The sequence below is a fragment of the Acinetobacter sp. C13 genome (genome assembly GCF_016809775.1).
Classification (GTDB): domain Bacteria; phylum Pseudomonadota; class Gammaproteobacteria; order Pseudomonadales; family Moraxellaceae; genus Acinetobacter; species Acinetobacter pittii.
Genome location: NZ_JAFBJL010000001.1, coordinates 743,612 through 759,298 on the forward strand (window position 1 = coordinate 743,612; position 15,687 = coordinate 759,298).

Genomic DNA, 15,687 nt, shown 5'->3' on the forward strand with positions numbered 1-15,687 from the left:
AAAAATGAGTACTGAATCTGCTTCTGGAACACCCTCACAACCATCACTGTTCGTGTTAGTTAAACAAATTCTCATTTTGGCTGGATTTTGGTGGATCGGATATCTCTTACACCAAAAACTCGGTGTGCCTGTCTCGGCAGGTATTTTAGGTATGTTTTTATTGCTTTTATGCCTGTTCTTTAAAATTATCAAAATGGATCAGGTGGCAATGGGAGCAACTGTGGTTTTAGGTGAGCTATTACTGTTTTTTGTGCCTGTAGTCGTTGCCGTTGTCCAGTATAAAACCCTGTTTATGACCGAAGGATGGCAAATCGTCTTAAGCATTGGGGTTGGAACCATTTTAGTCATGTTAAGCACTTCACTGACTATTCATTATTACAATCGTTTGAAGGCTTACTTACAGGCTAGAAAACGTCTTCAACATAAGCATATCTAAAGAGCATAATGACATGAATATCTGGTCAATTCTTTGTCTCATCTGGACTTTGGCCGCCTATGTTGTGGCAAAGCGAATCTATCAAAAACATCCAAAACTTTGGTTATCACCCGCAATTAGTGTGCCTGTACTTACCATCATTTTGATGACGATTTTTGGAATTTCATACCAAACTTATTCAGAAGATACCCAGTGGATTGTTAATTTATTAGGTCCTGCAACGGTAGCTTTCGCTATACCGATTTATCGCTATCGGGAAACGATTCGTAAAAACCTCGGAGTTCTTACGATTGCGATTATTGTGGGCATGAGTGTAGGCGTGATGACTGCCTATAAAATGGCGCAGTGGTTCCACTTTAGCCCTGAAGTCACCAACAGTTTGATGGCACGTTCTATTTCAACACCTTTTGCCATGATTTTAGCTGAAGATATTCATGGTTCGGCGGCATTGGTTTCCCTATTTACTGTTATTACCGGTTTGGTCGGTATGATTTGTGGCGATGCAATTTTGGCAATTACTAAAATCCGTTCTAATGTGGCAAATGGTGCCGCCTTGGGTAACGCAGCGCATGGTTTTGGTACAGTCAGAGCACAGCAGCGCAATAGTGAAGAAGGGGTGATTGCCAGTTTAACCATGGTTATTGCTGGTATTTTAATGGTACTCATTGGACCATTTGCGATTCATCTATGGTTGCTGTTGTAAGGTTTACCTACATTGACTTGGCGTGCTGTTGAATAATCTTTGATAATTTTTTGATAGCTTGTTGCATCAGTTCGGGTTCAAAATCGCCTAAGCCGACAATTAAACCCGAACGTCGCCGCTCTTTTGAAAATGTCGGTGAAATTGCTTTGATGGCAATACCTGCATCGACTGCCGAGCTTGCAACGTCAATATCATTAATATGTTGAGCAAGCCATAACACCATATGCATGCCTTGATCGCCCGGCTGTAACCAAGCCAGTTCTTGAGGTATGTATTTTTCAATCAGATCAATAATGTATTCTCGAACTTCTGCATAGACATTTCGAGTACGTCGAATATGCCGTTCTAAATAACCCTCTTGAATAAAAGCAGCCAAAACGTGTTGGTCGGCAGCAGGCGGGTGTCTATCAATTAATACTCTGAGCCCACAAAAAGGAGCTACCAGTTCTTTAGGCAACACTGCATAGCCAAGCCTAAGCGATGGAAATAAGACTTTGCTGAAAGTCCCAAGATAAATGACTTGGTCAGGTGCCATGCCTTGTAAAGATGGGAAGGGCTGACCGTTATAACGGAGTTCACTGTCATAGTCATCTTCAATGATCCATGCATTTTGCTGTTTTGCCCAAGCCAATAAAGCCGTACGTCTTGCTAGACTCATCGGCATGCCAAGTGGATATTGGTGAGACGGCGTCACAAAAGCAGCACGTGCATGTTTAGAAAGCTTAATGCCAGTTTCAACCTGAATGCCTTCTTCATCAACAGGAACACGTACTATACGAATGTTTTGCACAGTATGCTCAAAAATTGCTGTTGTACCGCGATAAGCTGGATCTTCAACCCAAACTTCATCTTTCGCCTCAAATAAAATTTGGCTGCAAATATAAAGTGACTGTTGAATGCCGGGCGTAATCACGATTTGTTCAGGTTCGCAGTGGACAGAACGTGACCGTCGTATATAGTCTGCTATAGCAACTCTAAGTGATAACACCCCTTGAGGTTCACCATAACCCGAAGGAACACCTGCTCCCCGTGATCTAAATTTATTACCAAATTTACGCCAAATATCACTTGGTTGAGTACGTCCAACGGGGACAGATACCGCAAAAGGAACATGGGGAAGTGGCTTAAATTCATCAAGCACTTTGGCATATGAACGTGCCGATTTGGTCAAAGATATCGAGTTAGGTTTATTTTCTTTTGATGAATGTTGTATTACAGATGTTTTAACCAAAGCATGAGACACATAAGTGCCAGTTCGTGGTTGAGAGTCAAACACACCTTCAGCTAAAAGCTGATCATAAGCTTCAATAATGGTTCCGCGAGCGACACCTAGGGTTAAAGCTAGTTCACGAGAAGAAGGCAATGGATCGCCGGGTTGTAAATCACCACTTTGTACAGCTTCACGTAAAGCTTGTGTCAGTTGAGCACTTATCTTTCCTTGGCTTTTATCAATCTTTGCAATAGACGGAAGTTCCACAACTTTTGCCATTCTTGCCATAATTCTGGTCTACTTAAAAAAATACAAAGTGGTTCTTTTTAATAAACCACAGAAACCAGAAAATTTACAACACAAAATATAAATAGCCCTGATATTTACAGCGAGGTTTTTAGCCATGTATATCCCTGATGATTTTGCAGAAAACCGTTTGGATGTATTGCATTCTCTTATTGCAGACTATCCATTTGGGGTGCTTTTTACGCATGGAAGTAATGGCTTAGATGCAAATCATCTTCCATTCGAGTTGCAAGCAAATGAAGGGAAATTTGCCATGCTACATGCCCATGTGTCACGAAATAATTCTGTTTGGCAGGCCATTAAAAATGGAGATGAGGTATTGGTCGTTTTTCAAGCAGGAGATGCTTATATTTCACCAAACTGGTACCCATCCAAACATGAACAGCACAGACAAGTACCCACATGGAACTATAGGGTTGTGCATGCATATGGCAAAGTGACGATTCGAGATGATGAACGCTATGTTCGTGGTGTAGTGGCTCGCTTAACCCGCACCCATGAAGCTTCTCAACCTGAACCATGGAAAATGTCCGATGCACCCAAGGATTATCTTGAACTGATGTTAAAAGCCATTGTAGGTATTGAGATTGAAATTACCAAGCTGCAAGGAAAATCAAAACTTGGGCAAAACAAAGAACGCCGGGACATTTTAGGCGCGGTAGATGGCCTATCGAAATCTGGTCATCAAACTATAGCGAATGCCATGTACAGTGTGGCTGAGTTAAATAAATAATTTTGAAAATATAAAAGCTTAATATCAATTGAGGAGATAAAGATGTCTTTGACTACACCTGTTGAGTTATTGGGTGAACACGTTATTTTAAAGCCGCTAGATGTAACTCAAGCTGAAGCGCTCAAAGAGGCCGTTTGCGATGGGGAACTCTATAATCTTTGGTATACCCGTGTGCCAAGACCTGAACAGATGACTGCTGAAATTGAAAGACGTCTTGATTTGCAAAAAGCCGGCTCTATGTTGCCATTTTATATTGAAGACCGAAAAACGGGGCGAGCGCTGGGCATGACAACTCTCATGCATATTGAAGAAGCCCATCGCCGTGTAGAAATTGGCTCAACATGGTATCGAAAGTCTGCACAACGTACGCCTGTAAATACTGAATGTAAAAAGCTATTGTTGGCTCATGCATTTGAGACTTTAAACTGTATTGCGGTTGAGTTACGCACATCTTCTTTAAATGTTCAAAGTCAAGCCGCGATCGTACGTTTAGGTGCAAAGTTAGATGGTGTGTTGAGAAGCCATCAAATTGTAAAAGATGATATTTTGCGGGACACTCATGTTTATAGCATTTTGAAACATGAGTGGCCTGCGGTTCGCCAAAATCTAGAATGGTTATTGAGTAAACCGCGTTAAAAAGAATTTAAACAAACTGCTTTTCTCTTTTTTGGCTTAGCCAGAAGAGAGAAGCTGCGGCAATCACCAACCATGGTATTAACGCTATATTCATTGCTTTCCAGCCAAATAAATCCAGAAAAGCACCTGCACTAAACGAACAAATCAAACCGACAACAAAAACCGTCATATCGTTAATGGCTTGGGCTTTGGCTTTTTCAGCCACAGAATAAGTTCCTGTGAGTAAAGAAGTACTGCCAATAAATAAAAAGTTCCATCCCACACCCAATAAAATTAAAGAAATTGCAAAAGATGTGAACTGAATACCTGAGAGAGCAAATCCGATATAGCAGGCAAATAATAAAAGACCTGCAAACATGATTTTAAGCACACCAAAGCGAGCAATTAAGTTTCCAGTAAAAAATGAAGGCAGAAACATACCAAGCACGTGTAGCTGAATGACTGTCGTAATTGACTCAAGTTCATGGTGTGAATGTCGCATGGCAATGGGTGTGGCAGTCATACCTAAAATCATGATGCCGTAACCTGTGACTGCGCCAAACAGAGCAACTAAATAGGTGGGTTGAAAGACAATCTGTTGCCATGGGCGACCAGCAGTAAAATCGGACTTTTGCTCAACTGTATCGGCAATATGTAGGTTAGATAAAATCCCCATCGCAACAAGTGAAATGATGCTAATAATTAAAAATGAACCGATATATTCTAAATGGTGGAATAAAGGCCCGCCAAAGCGCGCTAAAGTAGGGCCAATGAGAGCTGCAACAATTCCACCTGCCATCACCCAAGAAATAGCACGTGAGCGGAACGCATCATTTGCGACTTCACTGGCAGCAAAACGGTAAAACTGAGCAAAGGATTGATATGCGCCAACACATAGCGTGCCTAAAGCTAAGAGAGTAAGTGAACTATAAAAGATACCGATTGATGCAATAATGCCGCCGAGCGCACCTAAGAAAGCGCCAAATAGAAAACCGTTACGTCGTCCTACACGTGCCATCAACATTGAGGCTGGGAACATCATTAAGGCTGTACCTAAAAACATAGATGCGATGGGTAAAGTTGCAAGTATCGGTGTATTAGAAATATTTGCCCCAGCCAAACCACCAATCGTCATGACCATGACAGAAACTGTTTGGAAAAGGGATTGGGAACTCGCCAAAATAAGAACTTGGCGATGCATCGTATTTTGAAGCATGAGAGCATTTAATTATATGTGTTAATTGATGAGTTTGGGTGCTGTGTTTTTATATAAGAAGAAAGTATCAACAGCTCAGCTTGAAAATGTTGAAGCGTTCTTGGCGATAGATATAACAATATTACTTTGGCATAAACTATTTTTTATCAAGTAATTGCAGCTAAATAATCAGACTTAATATTCTATCATCTGATAGTTTGATACAAAACAGTTAAAGCCCCAATTTTTCTAAATAAGTCCATTTATATAGGGGATGGTGTTTTTATTCTCTCAAATTATTTTTACAACCTTAAAATAAATCATTAACCTGAAGTTAATAACAGCTCATCTAGGTTGATTGATTGAAACTCCATAAAGCGTTTTTATAGATTCAGAACAAAACTGCGATCTATATAGGTAAGCACATGGAAGGCTCAGTTCAGAATAAAGAACGTTTATGGACAAAGCGGCGTCATGCCAAACAACTAAAACTAGAGATGGCAAACCAATATACCGATGGTGTGGTGATTCCAACTCAAGACATTATTAAAGTTTTAGAAACTTTAATTACACCGGGTGACAGAGTTGTACTCGAAGGGAATAACCAAAAGCAGGCTGATTTTTTATCGCGCTCTTTGGCTCAAACCAATCCAGATGTTTTACATGATTTACATATGATCATGCCAAGCGTTGGGCGTTCAGAACATCTTGATCTGTTTGAAAAAGGCATTGCCCGTAAACTCGATTTTTCTTTTGCTGGTCCACAAAGTTTACGTATTAGTCAATTAATTGAAGATGGTTTACTAGAGATTGGTGCCATACACACCTATATCGAACTATATTCACGTTTGGTAGTCGACCTCATTCCAAATGTGGTGCTCTCAGCGGGCTTTATGGCAGACCGTCAAGGCAATATCTATACAGGCCCAAGTACCGAAGACTCTCCAGCACTCATTGAACCTGCTGCTTTTAGTGACGGTATCGTGATTGTTCAGGTCAATGAACTGGTCGATGACGTCTCAGAGTTACCCCGTGTCGATATTCCTGCTTCTTGGGTGGATTATGTGGTGGTCGCAGATCAGCCATTTTATATCGAACCGTTATTTACTCGTGATCCGAAACACATCAAGCCAGTGCATGTGCTTATGGCCATGATGGCAATTCGCGGAATTTATGAAAAGCATAATGTGCAATCGTTAAACCATGGTATTGGTTTTAACACTGCGGCAATTGAACTGATTTTACCGACCTATGGTGAGTCTTTAGGTTTAAAAGGAAAAATCTGCCGAAACTGGACTCTGAATCCACATCCAACCTTAATTCCAGCGATTGAAACAGGGTGGGTTGAAAGCGTGCATTGCTTTGGTACCGAACTCGGTATGGAAAAATATGTTGCTGCTCGTCCCGACGTTTTCTTTACAGGTCGTGATGGCGCTTTACGTTCCAACCGCATGATGTGTCAGCTTGCAGGTCAATACGCTGTTGATCTATTTATTGGCGCAACTTTGCAAGTGGATGGTATGGGGCATTCTTCGACTGTCACCAAAGGTCGTTTGGCTGGTTTCGGTGGTGCACCAAACATGGGGCATGATCCACGCGGACGTCGTCACGATACGCCAGCATGGTTAGATATGCGCTTGCAAGGTGCCAATGAAACCGAAACTTATTTGGCACGTGGTAAAAAGTTAGTTGTTCAAATGGTGGAAACCTTCCAAGAGGGGGGCAAGCCAACTTTTGTAGATCGCCTTGATGCGATTGATGTTGCTAAAACTGCAGGCCTACCTTTAGCTCCGATCATGATTTATGGCGATGATGTCACCCATTTACTCACCGAAGAAGGCATTGCTTATTTATATAAAGCAAGCAGCCAAGAAGAGCGTCAAGCCATGATTGCTGCGGTGGCAGGCGTGACCAGTATTGGTTTAACTCAAGACCCTAAAACAACAGCACGCTTAAGAAGCGAAGGCTTGGTGGTATTCCCTGAAGATTTAGGTATCCGCCGCACCGATGCAACACGTGAGCTTTTAGCAGCGAAAAATATTGCCGAATTGGTGACATGGTCTGATGGTTTATATCAACCCCCTGCAAAATTCAGGAGTTGGTAATGATGGCACAAGTTCAATATCAAACATTTAGCGAAAGTCAGCTTTTGGCAAGTTTAGCGGTCGAAGCGTTAATTGATGAAGTGAATCTGACACCGAAACCAGCTTTGGTAGATCGCCGTGGCAGTGGTGCACACAATGACCTGACTTTGGAGTTAATGGAGCGCTCTGCAAAAAGTTTACGCCCGATGTTTGAAGAAATGGCTCAAGCAGCCATACATCATGGTGAGATTTGTTTAGCCTTACGCGAAGACATTGGAGAAATTGGCCGTCAAGGTGAAAAGACCATGATGTTGGCGACAGATGGTGTAAATACACATCGCGGCGCAATTTGGGCTTTGGGTTTAATGGTTACGGCAGCAGCATTGGCGCGCACGAATCAACAGTATTTATCGGCTGTTGAGCTATGCCAGTTAGCAGGCCAGATTGCCCAGCTTGAAGATCGTTTTATTCCAAAGCAGGCCTTGAGTCATGGTCAGCAAGTACAAAAGAAATTAGGCATCTTAGGTGCTAAAGAACAGGCACAACAAGGCTTTCCAACTATTGTGAATTTTGGGTTAAAGCAACTTTATCAAAGTCGTAGTAAACCCATGAAAGAAGAGTTCGCTCGCGTAGATGCCTTACTTGCCATGATGACAGATTTGACCGATACCTGTGTGCTTTATCGCTCTGGCACAAATGGTTTAAAGCGTATGCAACAAGGTGCTCAGCAAGTATTGGATTTGGGCGGTAGCTCAAGCTTAAAAGGTCGACGTGCCTTGCATCTTTTAGAGATTGACCTGCTTCGGATGAAAGCTTCAGCTGGTGGAGCCGCAGATTTGTTGGCAGCAACATTGTTTATAGACCGTGCTGAGCATTCATCTTTAAAAAATAAAAAGGGATTTTAATTATGGAAACACTTCATTTTGAATTTGTGGCCACAGAGCCACCTGTAAAAAAAGCACTAGTAGGATGTGTTGGTTCAGGTGATTTAGAAATTTTGATGGAACCTGGTGAAACAGGCAAAGCCTCTATTCATGTCGTTACCTCTGTAAATGGCAGTGCAGCACGTTGGCACAATCTTTTTGAACGAATTTTTACTGCGCAAATACCACCTGCCGTCAATATTGATATTCATGACTTTGGTGCAACCCCCGGTGTTGTTCGCTTACGTCTGGAACAAGCATTAGAGGAGATTGCTCATGACTGATATCGAGAGTTTGTTAAATAAACAAGATTTTATTGAGCTGAGTGCGAGAGAGCGTGCTAAAGCATTATTAGATGAAGGGACTTTTCGAGAGTTACTCGATCCATTTGCTCGCGTTATGTCGCCTTGGTTGGCTCAGCAAAATATTGTCCCGCAAGCCGATGATGGTGTAGTGATTGCAAAAGGATCGATTCAAGAACGCCCAGTGGTTTTAATTTCAATTGAAGGCTTATTTCAAGGTGGAAGTTTAGGCGAGGTGGGTGGAGCTAAAATTGCAGGTGCCTTAGAACTTGCGGTTGAAGATAATCTGAAAGGTATTCCAACAGCGGCAATTTTACTATTAGAGACGGGCGGCGTTCGCTTACAAGAAGCAAATCTGGGTTTGGCAGCAATTGCTGAAATTCAGGCTGCAATTGTGAACTTACGTCAGTATCAACCCGTGATTGCAGTGGTCGCAGGCAGTGTAGGGTGCTTTGGCGGTATGTCAATTGCGGCTGGCCTATGTAGCTATATTGTAATGACACAAGAGGGACGTTTAGGCTTAAATGGCCCGCAAGTGATCGAACAAGAAGCTGGCGTGCAAGAATATAACTCCAAAGATCGTCCATTTATATGGAGTATTACTGGTGGTAATCAGCGTTTCGCTAGTGGTTTGGCAGATGCTTATGTTGACGATGATCGCCAGAAAATTCGTCAGCAAGTCATCGATTATTTAACTCAAGGCGTGCCTCAGCAGCATCGTAGTTCAAATTACTCATTCTATTTAGCGAAGCTACAACAAGTCGATACTGCTGAGCAGATTACCCCAGCACAGGTTCAAGCTTTGTATCAAGGAGAGCAAGCATGAATATCGCCGTTGATACATTAAAAGCATCTACACGTGGTGCACATTGGTTTAAAGCACTCACGCAGGGATTTAAGACAGTTGAAGGTTTTCCAGCTTCTATTTGGGTGGCTGATGGTCAGATTGACCAGCAAGCGGTACGTGTGATTGCAGTTGTCCAAGACAGCAATAATCTGTTCCCACGCGCGAGACAAGGTGAGGTTGGGCTACTGGAAGGCTGGAGTTTGGCAAAAGCAGTTGATGACGTGATTCAAGCCGATGCACATGCTGAAACTAAACGCGCTATTTTATGTTTGGTTGATGTCCCAAGTCAGGCCTATGGGCGCCGTGAAGAATTATTAGGTATTCATCAAGCTTTAGCAGGTGCAGTAGATAGTTATGCCAGAGCCAGATTGGTAGGCCATCCTATTGTGAGTTTATTGGTTGGTAAGTCGATGTCGGGTGCTTTCTTGGCGCATGGATACCAAGCCAATCGTATTATTGCCTTAAAAGATTCAGGTGTTATGGTGCATGCGATGGGTAAGGAATCTGCTGCACGCGTTACCTTGCGATCGGTTGATGAGTTAGAGCAATTGGCCTCAAGCATTCCGCCAATGGCTTATGACATTGAAAGTTATGCAACTCTAGGTTTGTTATCTGAACTGTTATCTGTTGAAAACCCTGAACAACCAACAACCGATGATCTTTTGTCAGCGAAGCAGGTGATCGCTCAAGCGTTTAAAGAAATTAATGCTGATCAATCGAGAGGATTGGAACAACGACTTCACGGTCCAAACCGTCAGATGTCTAAAAGAGTCCGTGAATTATTGCGTGAGCAATGGTCATGAAACTTAAGCTTGAAGCCCATGATTTACTGTGGGGTATGACGGTCGATTGCTTGGCCGATGATGCTCCGCATTGGGTGAAAGAGGTATTGCAACGAGGTGATCCTGTTGTGGTTCGACGGGCAATTACTCCTGTAGATCAGGTGGCTGTGGGTATAAGAGGGCAATTTCGTCATCAACGATATGCAGCTCAAATGCCACGATCAGCGATTAGCAGACAGCTCAAGCCAGAAGCGCTGACTCGCATAGATACGCAACAGTTTGAGCACTTGGCAGAACGTTTAAAGAGCATTTCTAGCATTATGAAAAACTTTTCAGGATGTTGGGGATATACAGGAAGTTTCGGGTTTGAGCTTGCAACTGGCATTGAAACAGTAACCCCGCAAAGTGACATAGATGTGTTGATTCGAGCTGAACAGCCCTTTGCCAAAAAACAGGCAATTGAGCTACTCGAAGATTTTCGGCAAGCCGGGCTCAATGTGGATATACAGCTGCAACTACCACAAGGCGGTTTGGCGTTAAAAGAGTGGGCTAGGAATAGCGGAAAAGTTCTATTGAAACGTCCTGATGGGGCCGTTTTAGTAGAAAACCCATGGAGTTAGGGAAATAGATATCATGGCCTCAATTTGGGTATATCCGGGACAAGGTGTGCAACGAAGCAATATGCTGCACGACTTACCTCAAAACGCTCTGGTTAAAGAATACCTTGAGCGTGCATCGGATGCACTCAAAGAAGATGTCTTGATGCTAGATAGTCCGGCTGCATTGCAGTCGACACGTGCAGTACAGCTTTGTTTACTGATTTCAGGTGTGGTGAGTTCAGCTTTATTAACAGCGGAAAACTTAACACCTGATTATGTAGCGGGTCTATCAATTGGCGCATGGTCGGCTGCGGTTGTAGCAGGAGTTTTAGCCTTTGAGGATGCCGTTCGTTTGGTTGCCTATCGAGGTGAACTCATGCAAAACGCCTATCCAACTGGCTATGGCATGACAGCTCTGATTGGTACAGATCGTGCAGCAGTTGAAGCATGGGTCAAACAGATTTATGAAATAACGCCAGAGGTTTTTGTCGCGAATATTAATGCACATAACCAGATCGTTATTTCAGGAAGCTTTGAAGCCATGAACCAAGTTGCTGTTTTGGCAAAGCAACAAGGCGTGGTGGCAAAAAAATTAGATGTATCGGTGCCATCGCACTGTGAATTATTAAGCCAGCAAGCAAAGCAACTTGCAGCGTTTATGGAGGGAGTCACTTTAAAGCAGCCTAAAATACGTTATTTAAGTGGTACAACGGCTCGTACACTTGGCAGGCCAGAACAGATTGGTGATGACTTAGCTTTTAACATGAGTCGAACTGTAGATTGGGAAAGTACCATCCAAGCTGCATGGGAGCGAGGTGTGAGATTGCAGATAGAAGCTTTACCGGGAACGGTGCTTACTACACTTGCACGTCGAATATTTAAAGAAGGAACTGTATTGTCATTTCAGGGAACACGTTTAGACAGCATTCAATTGGCAATGCAAAACGAAAATAATGCTTCTTTGTAATTACAATACAAATTAAAAATTGAGTAATAACCCAAGGATATGAGGGATTTACAATGATTATTTATGGAACAGCAATATTAGCAATCTGCCATTTATTAGGTGACTATCTTGGCAACACCTTAGGCATGGTATTAGGCGTTAAAGCCAATGTCGGTGGAGTGGCTATTTCGATGATTTTGTTAATCTTATCTAAAGAATTATTGGCAAAAAAAGGTTACTTACCTCAAGTCACACAATTTGGCGTCCTGTATTGGTCAGGTATGTATATTCCGATCGTAGTTGCGATGTCAGCAGGTCAAAATGTCGTTGCCGCTTTATCAGGTGGCATGTTAGGGCTGATTGTCTCTATTGCATCGTTGATCGGTACGGTTTTAGTCATCCGTTATTTAAATAGAATTAGTGGTGACTATGAAACTTATGAATGGACAATAGAAACCAAAGAAAAAATAGCCTAAGCAAACATAAACTACAAAAAGTTCAATCAAAAAGGATTTAAATGATGGACGCTATAATTGCTGTGTTATCAAAAAATGCATTAGTTACTGCTCTTGCCGTAACGGGTTTAATGATGTTCGTTTCCCATCTACTCTCAAAATATTTGACGAAGGGAAAATTACAAAGCTCTGCAATCGCGATTACTTTAGGTTTGGTTGTTGCTTACTTCGCAGGGGTTTATACGCAAGGAACCAAAGGCGTTTCTGACATCGCTATTTTTTCTGGTTTTGCGCTGTTGGGCGGAGCCATGATTCGTGATTTGGCTATTGCTTCAACTGCATTTGAAGTTGATGTGAAAGAAGTGAAGAAAGCAGGCAAAATTGGTCTAATTGCATTAATGCTTGGTTGTGTTGTGCCTTTTGCAATTGGGGTTATGGTTGCATGGGTTATGGGCTATCGAGATCCTATTTCTATGACAACGATTGGTGCAGGCGCAATGACTTATATTGTTGGTCCAATTACAGGCACTGCAATTGGTGCAAGTTCTGATGTCATCGCACTTTCTATTGCAATTGGTTTAATCAAATCAGTTTTCTTTATGGTCGGTACGCCGCTGCTTGCTAAATTTATGTACCTAAAAAGTCCACGATCTGCCATGGTGTTTGGTGGCTTGGCAGGAACAACCAGTGGTACGGCTGCTGGATTGGCAGGTACAGATGTACGATTGGTACCTTATGGCGCTTTAGTTGCAACCTTCTATACAGGACTAGGGTGCTTACTTGGACCTTCTGTATTTTTCTTAACGGTTAATGCGATTTTTGGATAAATTTTTGAAAATCGCACAACGGCAACTCATTATTTTTTAATAAGTTGCCGATATTTATCTTTTAAAATTAGTGGCGAACATACGACATTCAGCAATCAGAGCAAGTAAGTTTGGGTCGCGCTCTTTACTTTTTAAAAAGACCAGACCAATTTCTTGCTGCATATGATATTGCTGTTTTAGTGGAATAAGTTTTACTGAACTTTCATAAACTGCAGAAATACGGCCGGGCAATAGAGCAAAACCGACACCTGAGCTGACCATACTAATGAGGGTAAAAATATCATTGACCTGTAAAGCAACTTTTGGTGAAAAACCTGCTTTTTTAAAAATGATGTCGCTGTCGTTATGAGTTGCAAAACCCTTGGTTAAAGTTAAAAAAGTTTCTTCTTTTAAAAGGCTTAAATCAATATCTTTAAAATCGGCATATTTTGAATCTTTATTAACTGCCAAAAAAATATCATCTGAAAACATCGGCAAAATTTCAAAGTCATCATCTTGAGTGGTTTCATTTAAAGCTACAATTATTGCATCAAGCTCAGTTGCCTTAAGCTTTTTGACCAAATCCTGATTCGAACTCAGCAACAGTTGAATATCAAGCTCACTACGTCTGAGCTTAAGACCGCTAATCACATTTGGAATGGTGTTTACAGTCAAAGAATAAAGAGAACCTAAATGTAAAACCTTAGCCGCAAAACCAGCAGCTTCTCTGGTTTTATTTACGGTAATAAAGATGTCTTGTACGATTTTTTGCGCCCGTTCTTCAAAGACATAAGCACTTTTTAAAGGAATGAGATTACGGCCTTCATTTTTAAAAAGAGGGCAACGTAAAGCGCTTTCTAAAGAGTGTAAGGCTTTATGAACACTGACATTACTCAACTGCATTTCTGTCGCTGTTTTAGACAAATTTCCACAGCGCATAAAAGCTAAAAAAATCTGTATTTTTTTCAGGGTGAGTTCTTCATCAATTTCCATATTAATTCCTTGAACCTGTTTCCCTTAAAACTATAGATTTGAGCTATAAAGTTACCACAAAATAAAGTCTATAAAATTGTGCTTAGGTCGAAGCATTTCTTTAGAGATTTGCTTCAACTCTTTGTTGAATGGTTTTGATAACCTGATCTAATGCGTCTTGAATTTTAGTGTTCCATTCAAAAGAGCAATTGATTCTCAAATAATGCTGTTGTGCAGGTAAAACGCTAAACAGAGGGCTTGGCGCAACGCCAATATCTTGCTGAATCAACTCTTCATAAACTTGCATACTGTCTAACGCACTAGGAAGTTTGACCCATAGAAAATAGCCACTTGGGTAGTAATACACTTCGCAAGAGCTAGGCAGATGTTGCTTTAAATAGTGATAAAACTGTTTTTTATAACGCTCAAGCGAAAGTCTAAGTGTACGCAAGTGCTTTTCATAATGATGATGAGATAAAAACTCAACCAATGCATTTTGAATGAGTGCATTCACTGAAATGGTACTCATGAGTTGCAAGTGTTGAATATGGTCTGAAAATTTACCTGCATACACCCAACCGACCCGAAAACCTGCACCTAATGTTTTAGAAAAAGACGAGCAGTGAAGTACCAGATTTTGTTGGTCAAAATACTTCATTGAAAGTGGTTTTTGGCCGCCATAAAAAAGCTCTTCATAGACATCATCTTCAATCAAATAAATTTGGTGCTCGTGAAGCAACTTGGCAATTTTATATTTAATGTCATCACTGACGGTAAAACCAATGGGGTTATGAGCATTCAGCATCAGCCAACACACCTTGATTGGATATGTTTGAATAACCTGTTCAAAAGCTTCTAAGTCAAAACCATGCTGAGGATGTTCAGGAATGGTAATCACTTTAAGCCCTAAACGTTCGGCAGCTTGCCAAGCGCCATAAAACACAGTTTGCTGTAATAAAATATAATCGCCAGGTTGAGCAACTGCTTGCAACGAAAGGTTTAATGCATCTAAACCTCCTGATGTAATGACAATGTCATCTGGGTCGGTCTGTATGCCTTGCATACAGTAGCGCTGAGCAATCAGTTTTCTTAAGGCTAAATTGCCTGGCGGTAGGCTGGTGGTCTGGTCATAACTTTGTCTTTGCCGCGCAAGCTGTCCCATAATTTGAATGAGTTTGGGGGCTGTTAAAAGCTGACTGTCCGGAAAAGCTGACCCAAAAGGTACGACAGATTCATGTTGAATCGATTTAAGATATTTAAAAACTAAGGAATTAATTTCAATTTTAGAATTTAATGAAACAACTGAATATTGCTCGAGTGGCTTTAGTGCAATTTGCTCTGCAACAAAGTACCCGGATTTTTCTTTTGAATAGATCAGACCTTGTGATTCAAGCTCCTGATAAGCATTCATTACGGTCATTAAACTAAAGCCAGAGCGTTGTACCTGATCTCTTAATGAAGGTAATTTTTCATGCGCACTTAAAGTGCCACTTTCAATGAGTTGGCGAATGCTATGAGCGAGTTGTTCTGATTTATACATGTATGAGCTGCACGAAATAAAAAAAGATGCACTGAATCAATAATAAATGCCGTTTGCAGAATCTACAAACGGCATTTGTTTAGAAAATTGGAATTACTTTAAGTAAGGGGCTGCATAAATCAAGATAACTTTAAACAATCCTGCAATCACTGCTAAGGCTAAAAAACCGCCAAGCCATAACAGAATAAACCATTGAGTTTGATTGAGTTTAACGGATGACTTTTTCATAAAAC

The 15,687-nt window shown here is 41.4% G+C and carries 18 protein-coding genes; 13 read left to right on the plus strand and 5 right to left on the minus strand.

The genetic code is table 11. The features are described 5' to 3' along the window. The first annotated feature begins 4 nt into the window (after positions 1 to 4). Both JGE69_RS03635 and JGE69_RS03640 read left to right on the plus strand, forming a co-directional pair. Positions 5 to 436: a CidA/LrgA family protein gene (locus JGE69_RS03635; RefSeq protein ID WP_000102768.1), complete on the plus strand. Its 432-nt coding sequence runs from the start codon at positions 5 to 7 to the stop codon at positions 434 to 436. Between the two features lie 13 nt (positions 437 to 449). Further along, positions 450 to 1,139: an LrgB family protein gene (locus JGE69_RS03640; protein ID WP_001028705.1), complete on the plus strand. Its 690-nt coding sequence runs from the start codon at positions 450 to 452 to the stop codon at positions 1,137 to 1,139. 7 nt (positions 1,140 to 1,146) lie between these two features. On the opposite strand, the gene JGE69_RS03645 is transcribed toward JGE69_RS03640, so the two are convergent. Beyond that, entirely contained in the window at positions 1,147 to 2,637 is a 1,491-nt protein-coding gene (locus JGE69_RS03645) for a PLP-dependent aminotransferase family protein (protein WP_199112332.1), read from the minus strand. Between the two features lie 115 nt (positions 2,638 to 2,752). Here JGE69_RS03645 and JGE69_RS03650 point away from each other — a divergent pair, with 115 nt between their 5' ends. Both JGE69_RS03650 and JGE69_RS03655 read left to right on the plus strand, forming a co-directional pair. After that, positions 2,753 to 3,388 (plus strand): FMN-binding negative transcriptional regulator, encoded by a 636-nt coding sequence (locus tag JGE69_RS03650; protein WP_199112334.1) that lies wholly within the window; start codon positions 2,753 to 2,755, stop codon positions 3,386 to 3,388. A gap of 42 nt (positions 3,389 to 3,430) precedes the next feature. Beyond that, positions 3,431 to 4,024, plus strand: coding sequence for a GNAT family N-acetyltransferase (locus tag JGE69_RS03655; RefSeq protein WP_000060327.1), 594 nt, complete (start codon positions 3,431 to 3,433; stop codon positions 4,022 to 4,024). Positions 4,025 to 4,031: 7 nt separating this feature from the next. On the opposite strand, the gene JGE69_RS03660 is transcribed toward JGE69_RS03655, so the two are convergent. Further along, on the minus strand, positions 4,032 to 5,219 hold the full coding sequence (locus JGE69_RS03660) for an MFS transporter (protein WP_199112336.1): 1,188 nt from the start codon (positions 5,217 to 5,219) through the stop codon (positions 4,032 to 4,034). Positions 5,220 to 5,623: 404 nt separating this feature from the next. Here JGE69_RS03660 and mdcA point away from each other — a divergent pair, with 404 nt between their 5' ends. Genes mdcA through madM form a run of 9 tightly spaced genes read left to right on the plus strand, consistent with a single transcriptional unit; the run spans position 5,624 to position 12,963 of the window. Then, positions 5,624 to 7,303: a malonate decarboxylase subunit alpha gene (gene mdcA / locus JGE69_RS03665; protein WP_199112338.1), complete on the plus strand. Its 1,680-nt coding sequence runs from the start codon at positions 5,624 to 5,626 to the stop codon at positions 7,301 to 7,303. Continuing rightward, complete coding sequence (locus tag JGE69_RS03670) at positions 7,303 to 8,187, plus strand: triphosphoribosyl-dephospho-CoA synthase (RefSeq protein ID WP_199112339.1); 885 nt, start codon at positions 7,303 to 7,305, stop codon at positions 8,185 to 8,187. The genes mdcA and JGE69_RS03670 overlap by 1 nt, the downstream gene beginning before the upstream one ends. Positions 8,188 to 8,189: 2 nt before the next feature. Next, on the plus strand, positions 8,190 to 8,489 hold the full coding sequence (locus tag JGE69_RS03675) for a malonate decarboxylase subunit delta (RefSeq protein WP_199112340.1): 300 nt from the start codon (positions 8,190 to 8,192) through the stop codon (positions 8,487 to 8,489). Beyond that, on the plus strand, positions 8,482 to 9,333 hold the full coding sequence (locus tag JGE69_RS03680) for a biotin-independent malonate decarboxylase subunit beta (protein WP_199112341.1): 852 nt from the start codon (positions 8,482 to 8,484) through the stop codon (positions 9,331 to 9,333). Before JGE69_RS03675 ends, JGE69_RS03680 begins: the two co-directional genes overlap by 8 nt. Continuing rightward, positions 9,330 to 10,157: a biotin-independent malonate decarboxylase subunit gamma gene (gene mdcE, locus JGE69_RS03685; protein WP_063098642.1), complete on the plus strand. Its 828-nt coding sequence runs from the start codon at positions 9,330 to 9,332 to the stop codon at positions 10,155 to 10,157. The genes JGE69_RS03680 and mdcE overlap by 4 nt, the downstream gene beginning before the upstream one ends. Further along, the gene (locus tag JGE69_RS03690) at positions 10,148 to 10,756 is read left to right on the plus strand and encodes a malonate decarboxylase holo-ACP synthase (protein ID WP_199112342.1); all 609 of its coding nucleotides are present in this window, start codon (positions 10,148 to 10,150) and stop codon (positions 10,754 to 10,756) included. Before mdcE ends, JGE69_RS03690 begins: the two co-directional genes overlap by 10 nt. A gap of 13 nt (positions 10,757 to 10,769) precedes the next feature. Next, entirely contained in the window at positions 10,770 to 11,702 is a 933-nt protein-coding gene (gene mdcH, locus JGE69_RS03695; RefSeq protein WP_087400504.1) for a malonate decarboxylase subunit epsilon, read from the plus strand. 53 nt (positions 11,703 to 11,755) lie between these two features. Next, on the plus strand, positions 11,756 to 12,157 hold the full coding sequence (madL, locus tag JGE69_RS03700) for a malonate transporter subunit MadL (RefSeq protein ID WP_000587901.1): 402 nt from the start codon (positions 11,756 to 11,758) through the stop codon (positions 12,155 to 12,157). Positions 12,158 to 12,201: 44 nt separating this feature from the next. Next, positions 12,202 to 12,963, plus strand: a complete 762-nt coding sequence (madM, locus tag JGE69_RS03705; protein WP_002114328.1) for a malonate transporter subunit MadM — start codon at positions 12,202 to 12,204, stop codon at positions 12,961 to 12,963. 54 nt (positions 12,964 to 13,017) lie between these two features. Here madM and JGE69_RS03710 read toward each other — a convergent pair whose 3' ends face one another. From JGE69_RS03710 to JGE69_RS03720, 3 genes are all read right to left on the minus strand, one after another. Continuing rightward, on the minus strand, positions 13,018 to 13,935 hold the full coding sequence (locus JGE69_RS03710) for a LysR family transcriptional regulator (RefSeq protein ID WP_019458888.1): 918 nt from the start codon (positions 13,933 to 13,935) through the stop codon (positions 13,018 to 13,020). A 100-nt stretch (positions 13,936 to 14,035) separates the two neighbouring features. Next, entirely contained in the window at positions 14,036 to 15,454 is a 1,419-nt protein-coding gene (locus JGE69_RS03715; protein ID WP_199112343.1) for a PLP-dependent aminotransferase family protein, read from the minus strand. A 93-nt stretch (positions 15,455 to 15,547) separates the two neighbouring features. Then, the gene (locus JGE69_RS03720) at positions 15,548 to 15,682 is read right to left on the minus strand and encodes a hypothetical protein (protein WP_000749813.1); all 135 of its coding nucleotides are present in this window, start codon (positions 15,680 to 15,682) and stop codon (positions 15,548 to 15,550) included. Positions 15,683 to 15,687: the final 5 nt, after the last annotated feature.

Coding starts and splice junctions, on each gene's coding strand:
- JGE69_RS03635 (WP_000102768.1), top strand. CDS start 5: ATGAGTACTGAATCTGCTTCTGGAACACCCTCACAACCATCACTGTTC.
- JGE69_RS03640 (WP_001028705.1), top strand. CDS start 450: ATGAATATCTGGTCAATTCTTTGTCTCATCTGGACTTTGGCCGCCTAT.
- JGE69_RS03645 (WP_199112332.1), bottom strand. CDS start 2,637: ATGGCAAGAATGGCAAAAGTTGTGGAACTTCCGTCTATTGCAAAGATT.
- JGE69_RS03650 (WP_199112334.1), top strand. CDS start 2,753: ATGTATATCCCTGATGATTTTGCAGAAAACCGTTTGGATGTATTGCAT.
- JGE69_RS03655 (WP_000060327.1), top strand. CDS start 3,431: ATGTCTTTGACTACACCTGTTGAGTTATTGGGTGAACACGTTATTTTA.
- JGE69_RS03660 (WP_199112336.1), bottom strand. CDS start 5,219: ATGCTTCAAAATACGATGCATCGCCAAGTTCTTATTTTGGCGAGTTCC.
- mdcA (WP_199112338.1), top strand. CDS start 5,624: ATGGAAGGCTCAGTTCAGAATAAAGAACGTTTATGGACAAAGCGGCGT.
- JGE69_RS03670 (WP_199112339.1), top strand. CDS start 7,303: ATGATGGCACAAGTTCAATATCAAACATTTAGCGAAAGTCAGCTTTTG.
- JGE69_RS03675 (WP_199112340.1), top strand. CDS start 8,190: ATGGAAACACTTCATTTTGAATTTGTGGCCACAGAGCCACCTGTAAAA.
- JGE69_RS03680 (WP_199112341.1), top strand. CDS start 8,482: ATGACTGATATCGAGAGTTTGTTAAATAAACAAGATTTTATTGAGCTG.
- mdcE (WP_063098642.1), top strand. CDS start 9,330: ATGAATATCGCCGTTGATACATTAAAAGCATCTACACGTGGTGCACAT.
- JGE69_RS03690 (WP_199112342.1), top strand. CDS start 10,148: ATGGTCATGAAACTTAAGCTTGAAGCCCATGATTTACTGTGGGGTATG.
- mdcH (WP_087400504.1), top strand. CDS start 10,770: ATGGCCTCAATTTGGGTATATCCGGGACAAGGTGTGCAACGAAGCAAT.
- madL (WP_000587901.1), top strand. CDS start 11,756: ATGATTATTTATGGAACAGCAATATTAGCAATCTGCCATTTATTAGGT.
- madM (WP_002114328.1), top strand. CDS start 12,202: ATGGACGCTATAATTGCTGTGTTATCAAAAAATGCATTAGTTACTGCT.
- JGE69_RS03710 (WP_019458888.1), bottom strand. CDS start 13,935: ATGGAAATTGATGAAGAACTCACCCTGAAAAAAATACAGATTTTTTTA.
- JGE69_RS03715 (WP_199112343.1), bottom strand. CDS start 15,454: ATGTATAAATCAGAACAACTCGCTCATAGCATTCGCCAACTCATTGAA.
- JGE69_RS03720 (WP_000749813.1), bottom strand. CDS start 15,682: ATGAAAAAGTCATCCGTTAAACTCAATCAAACTCAATGGTTTATTCTG.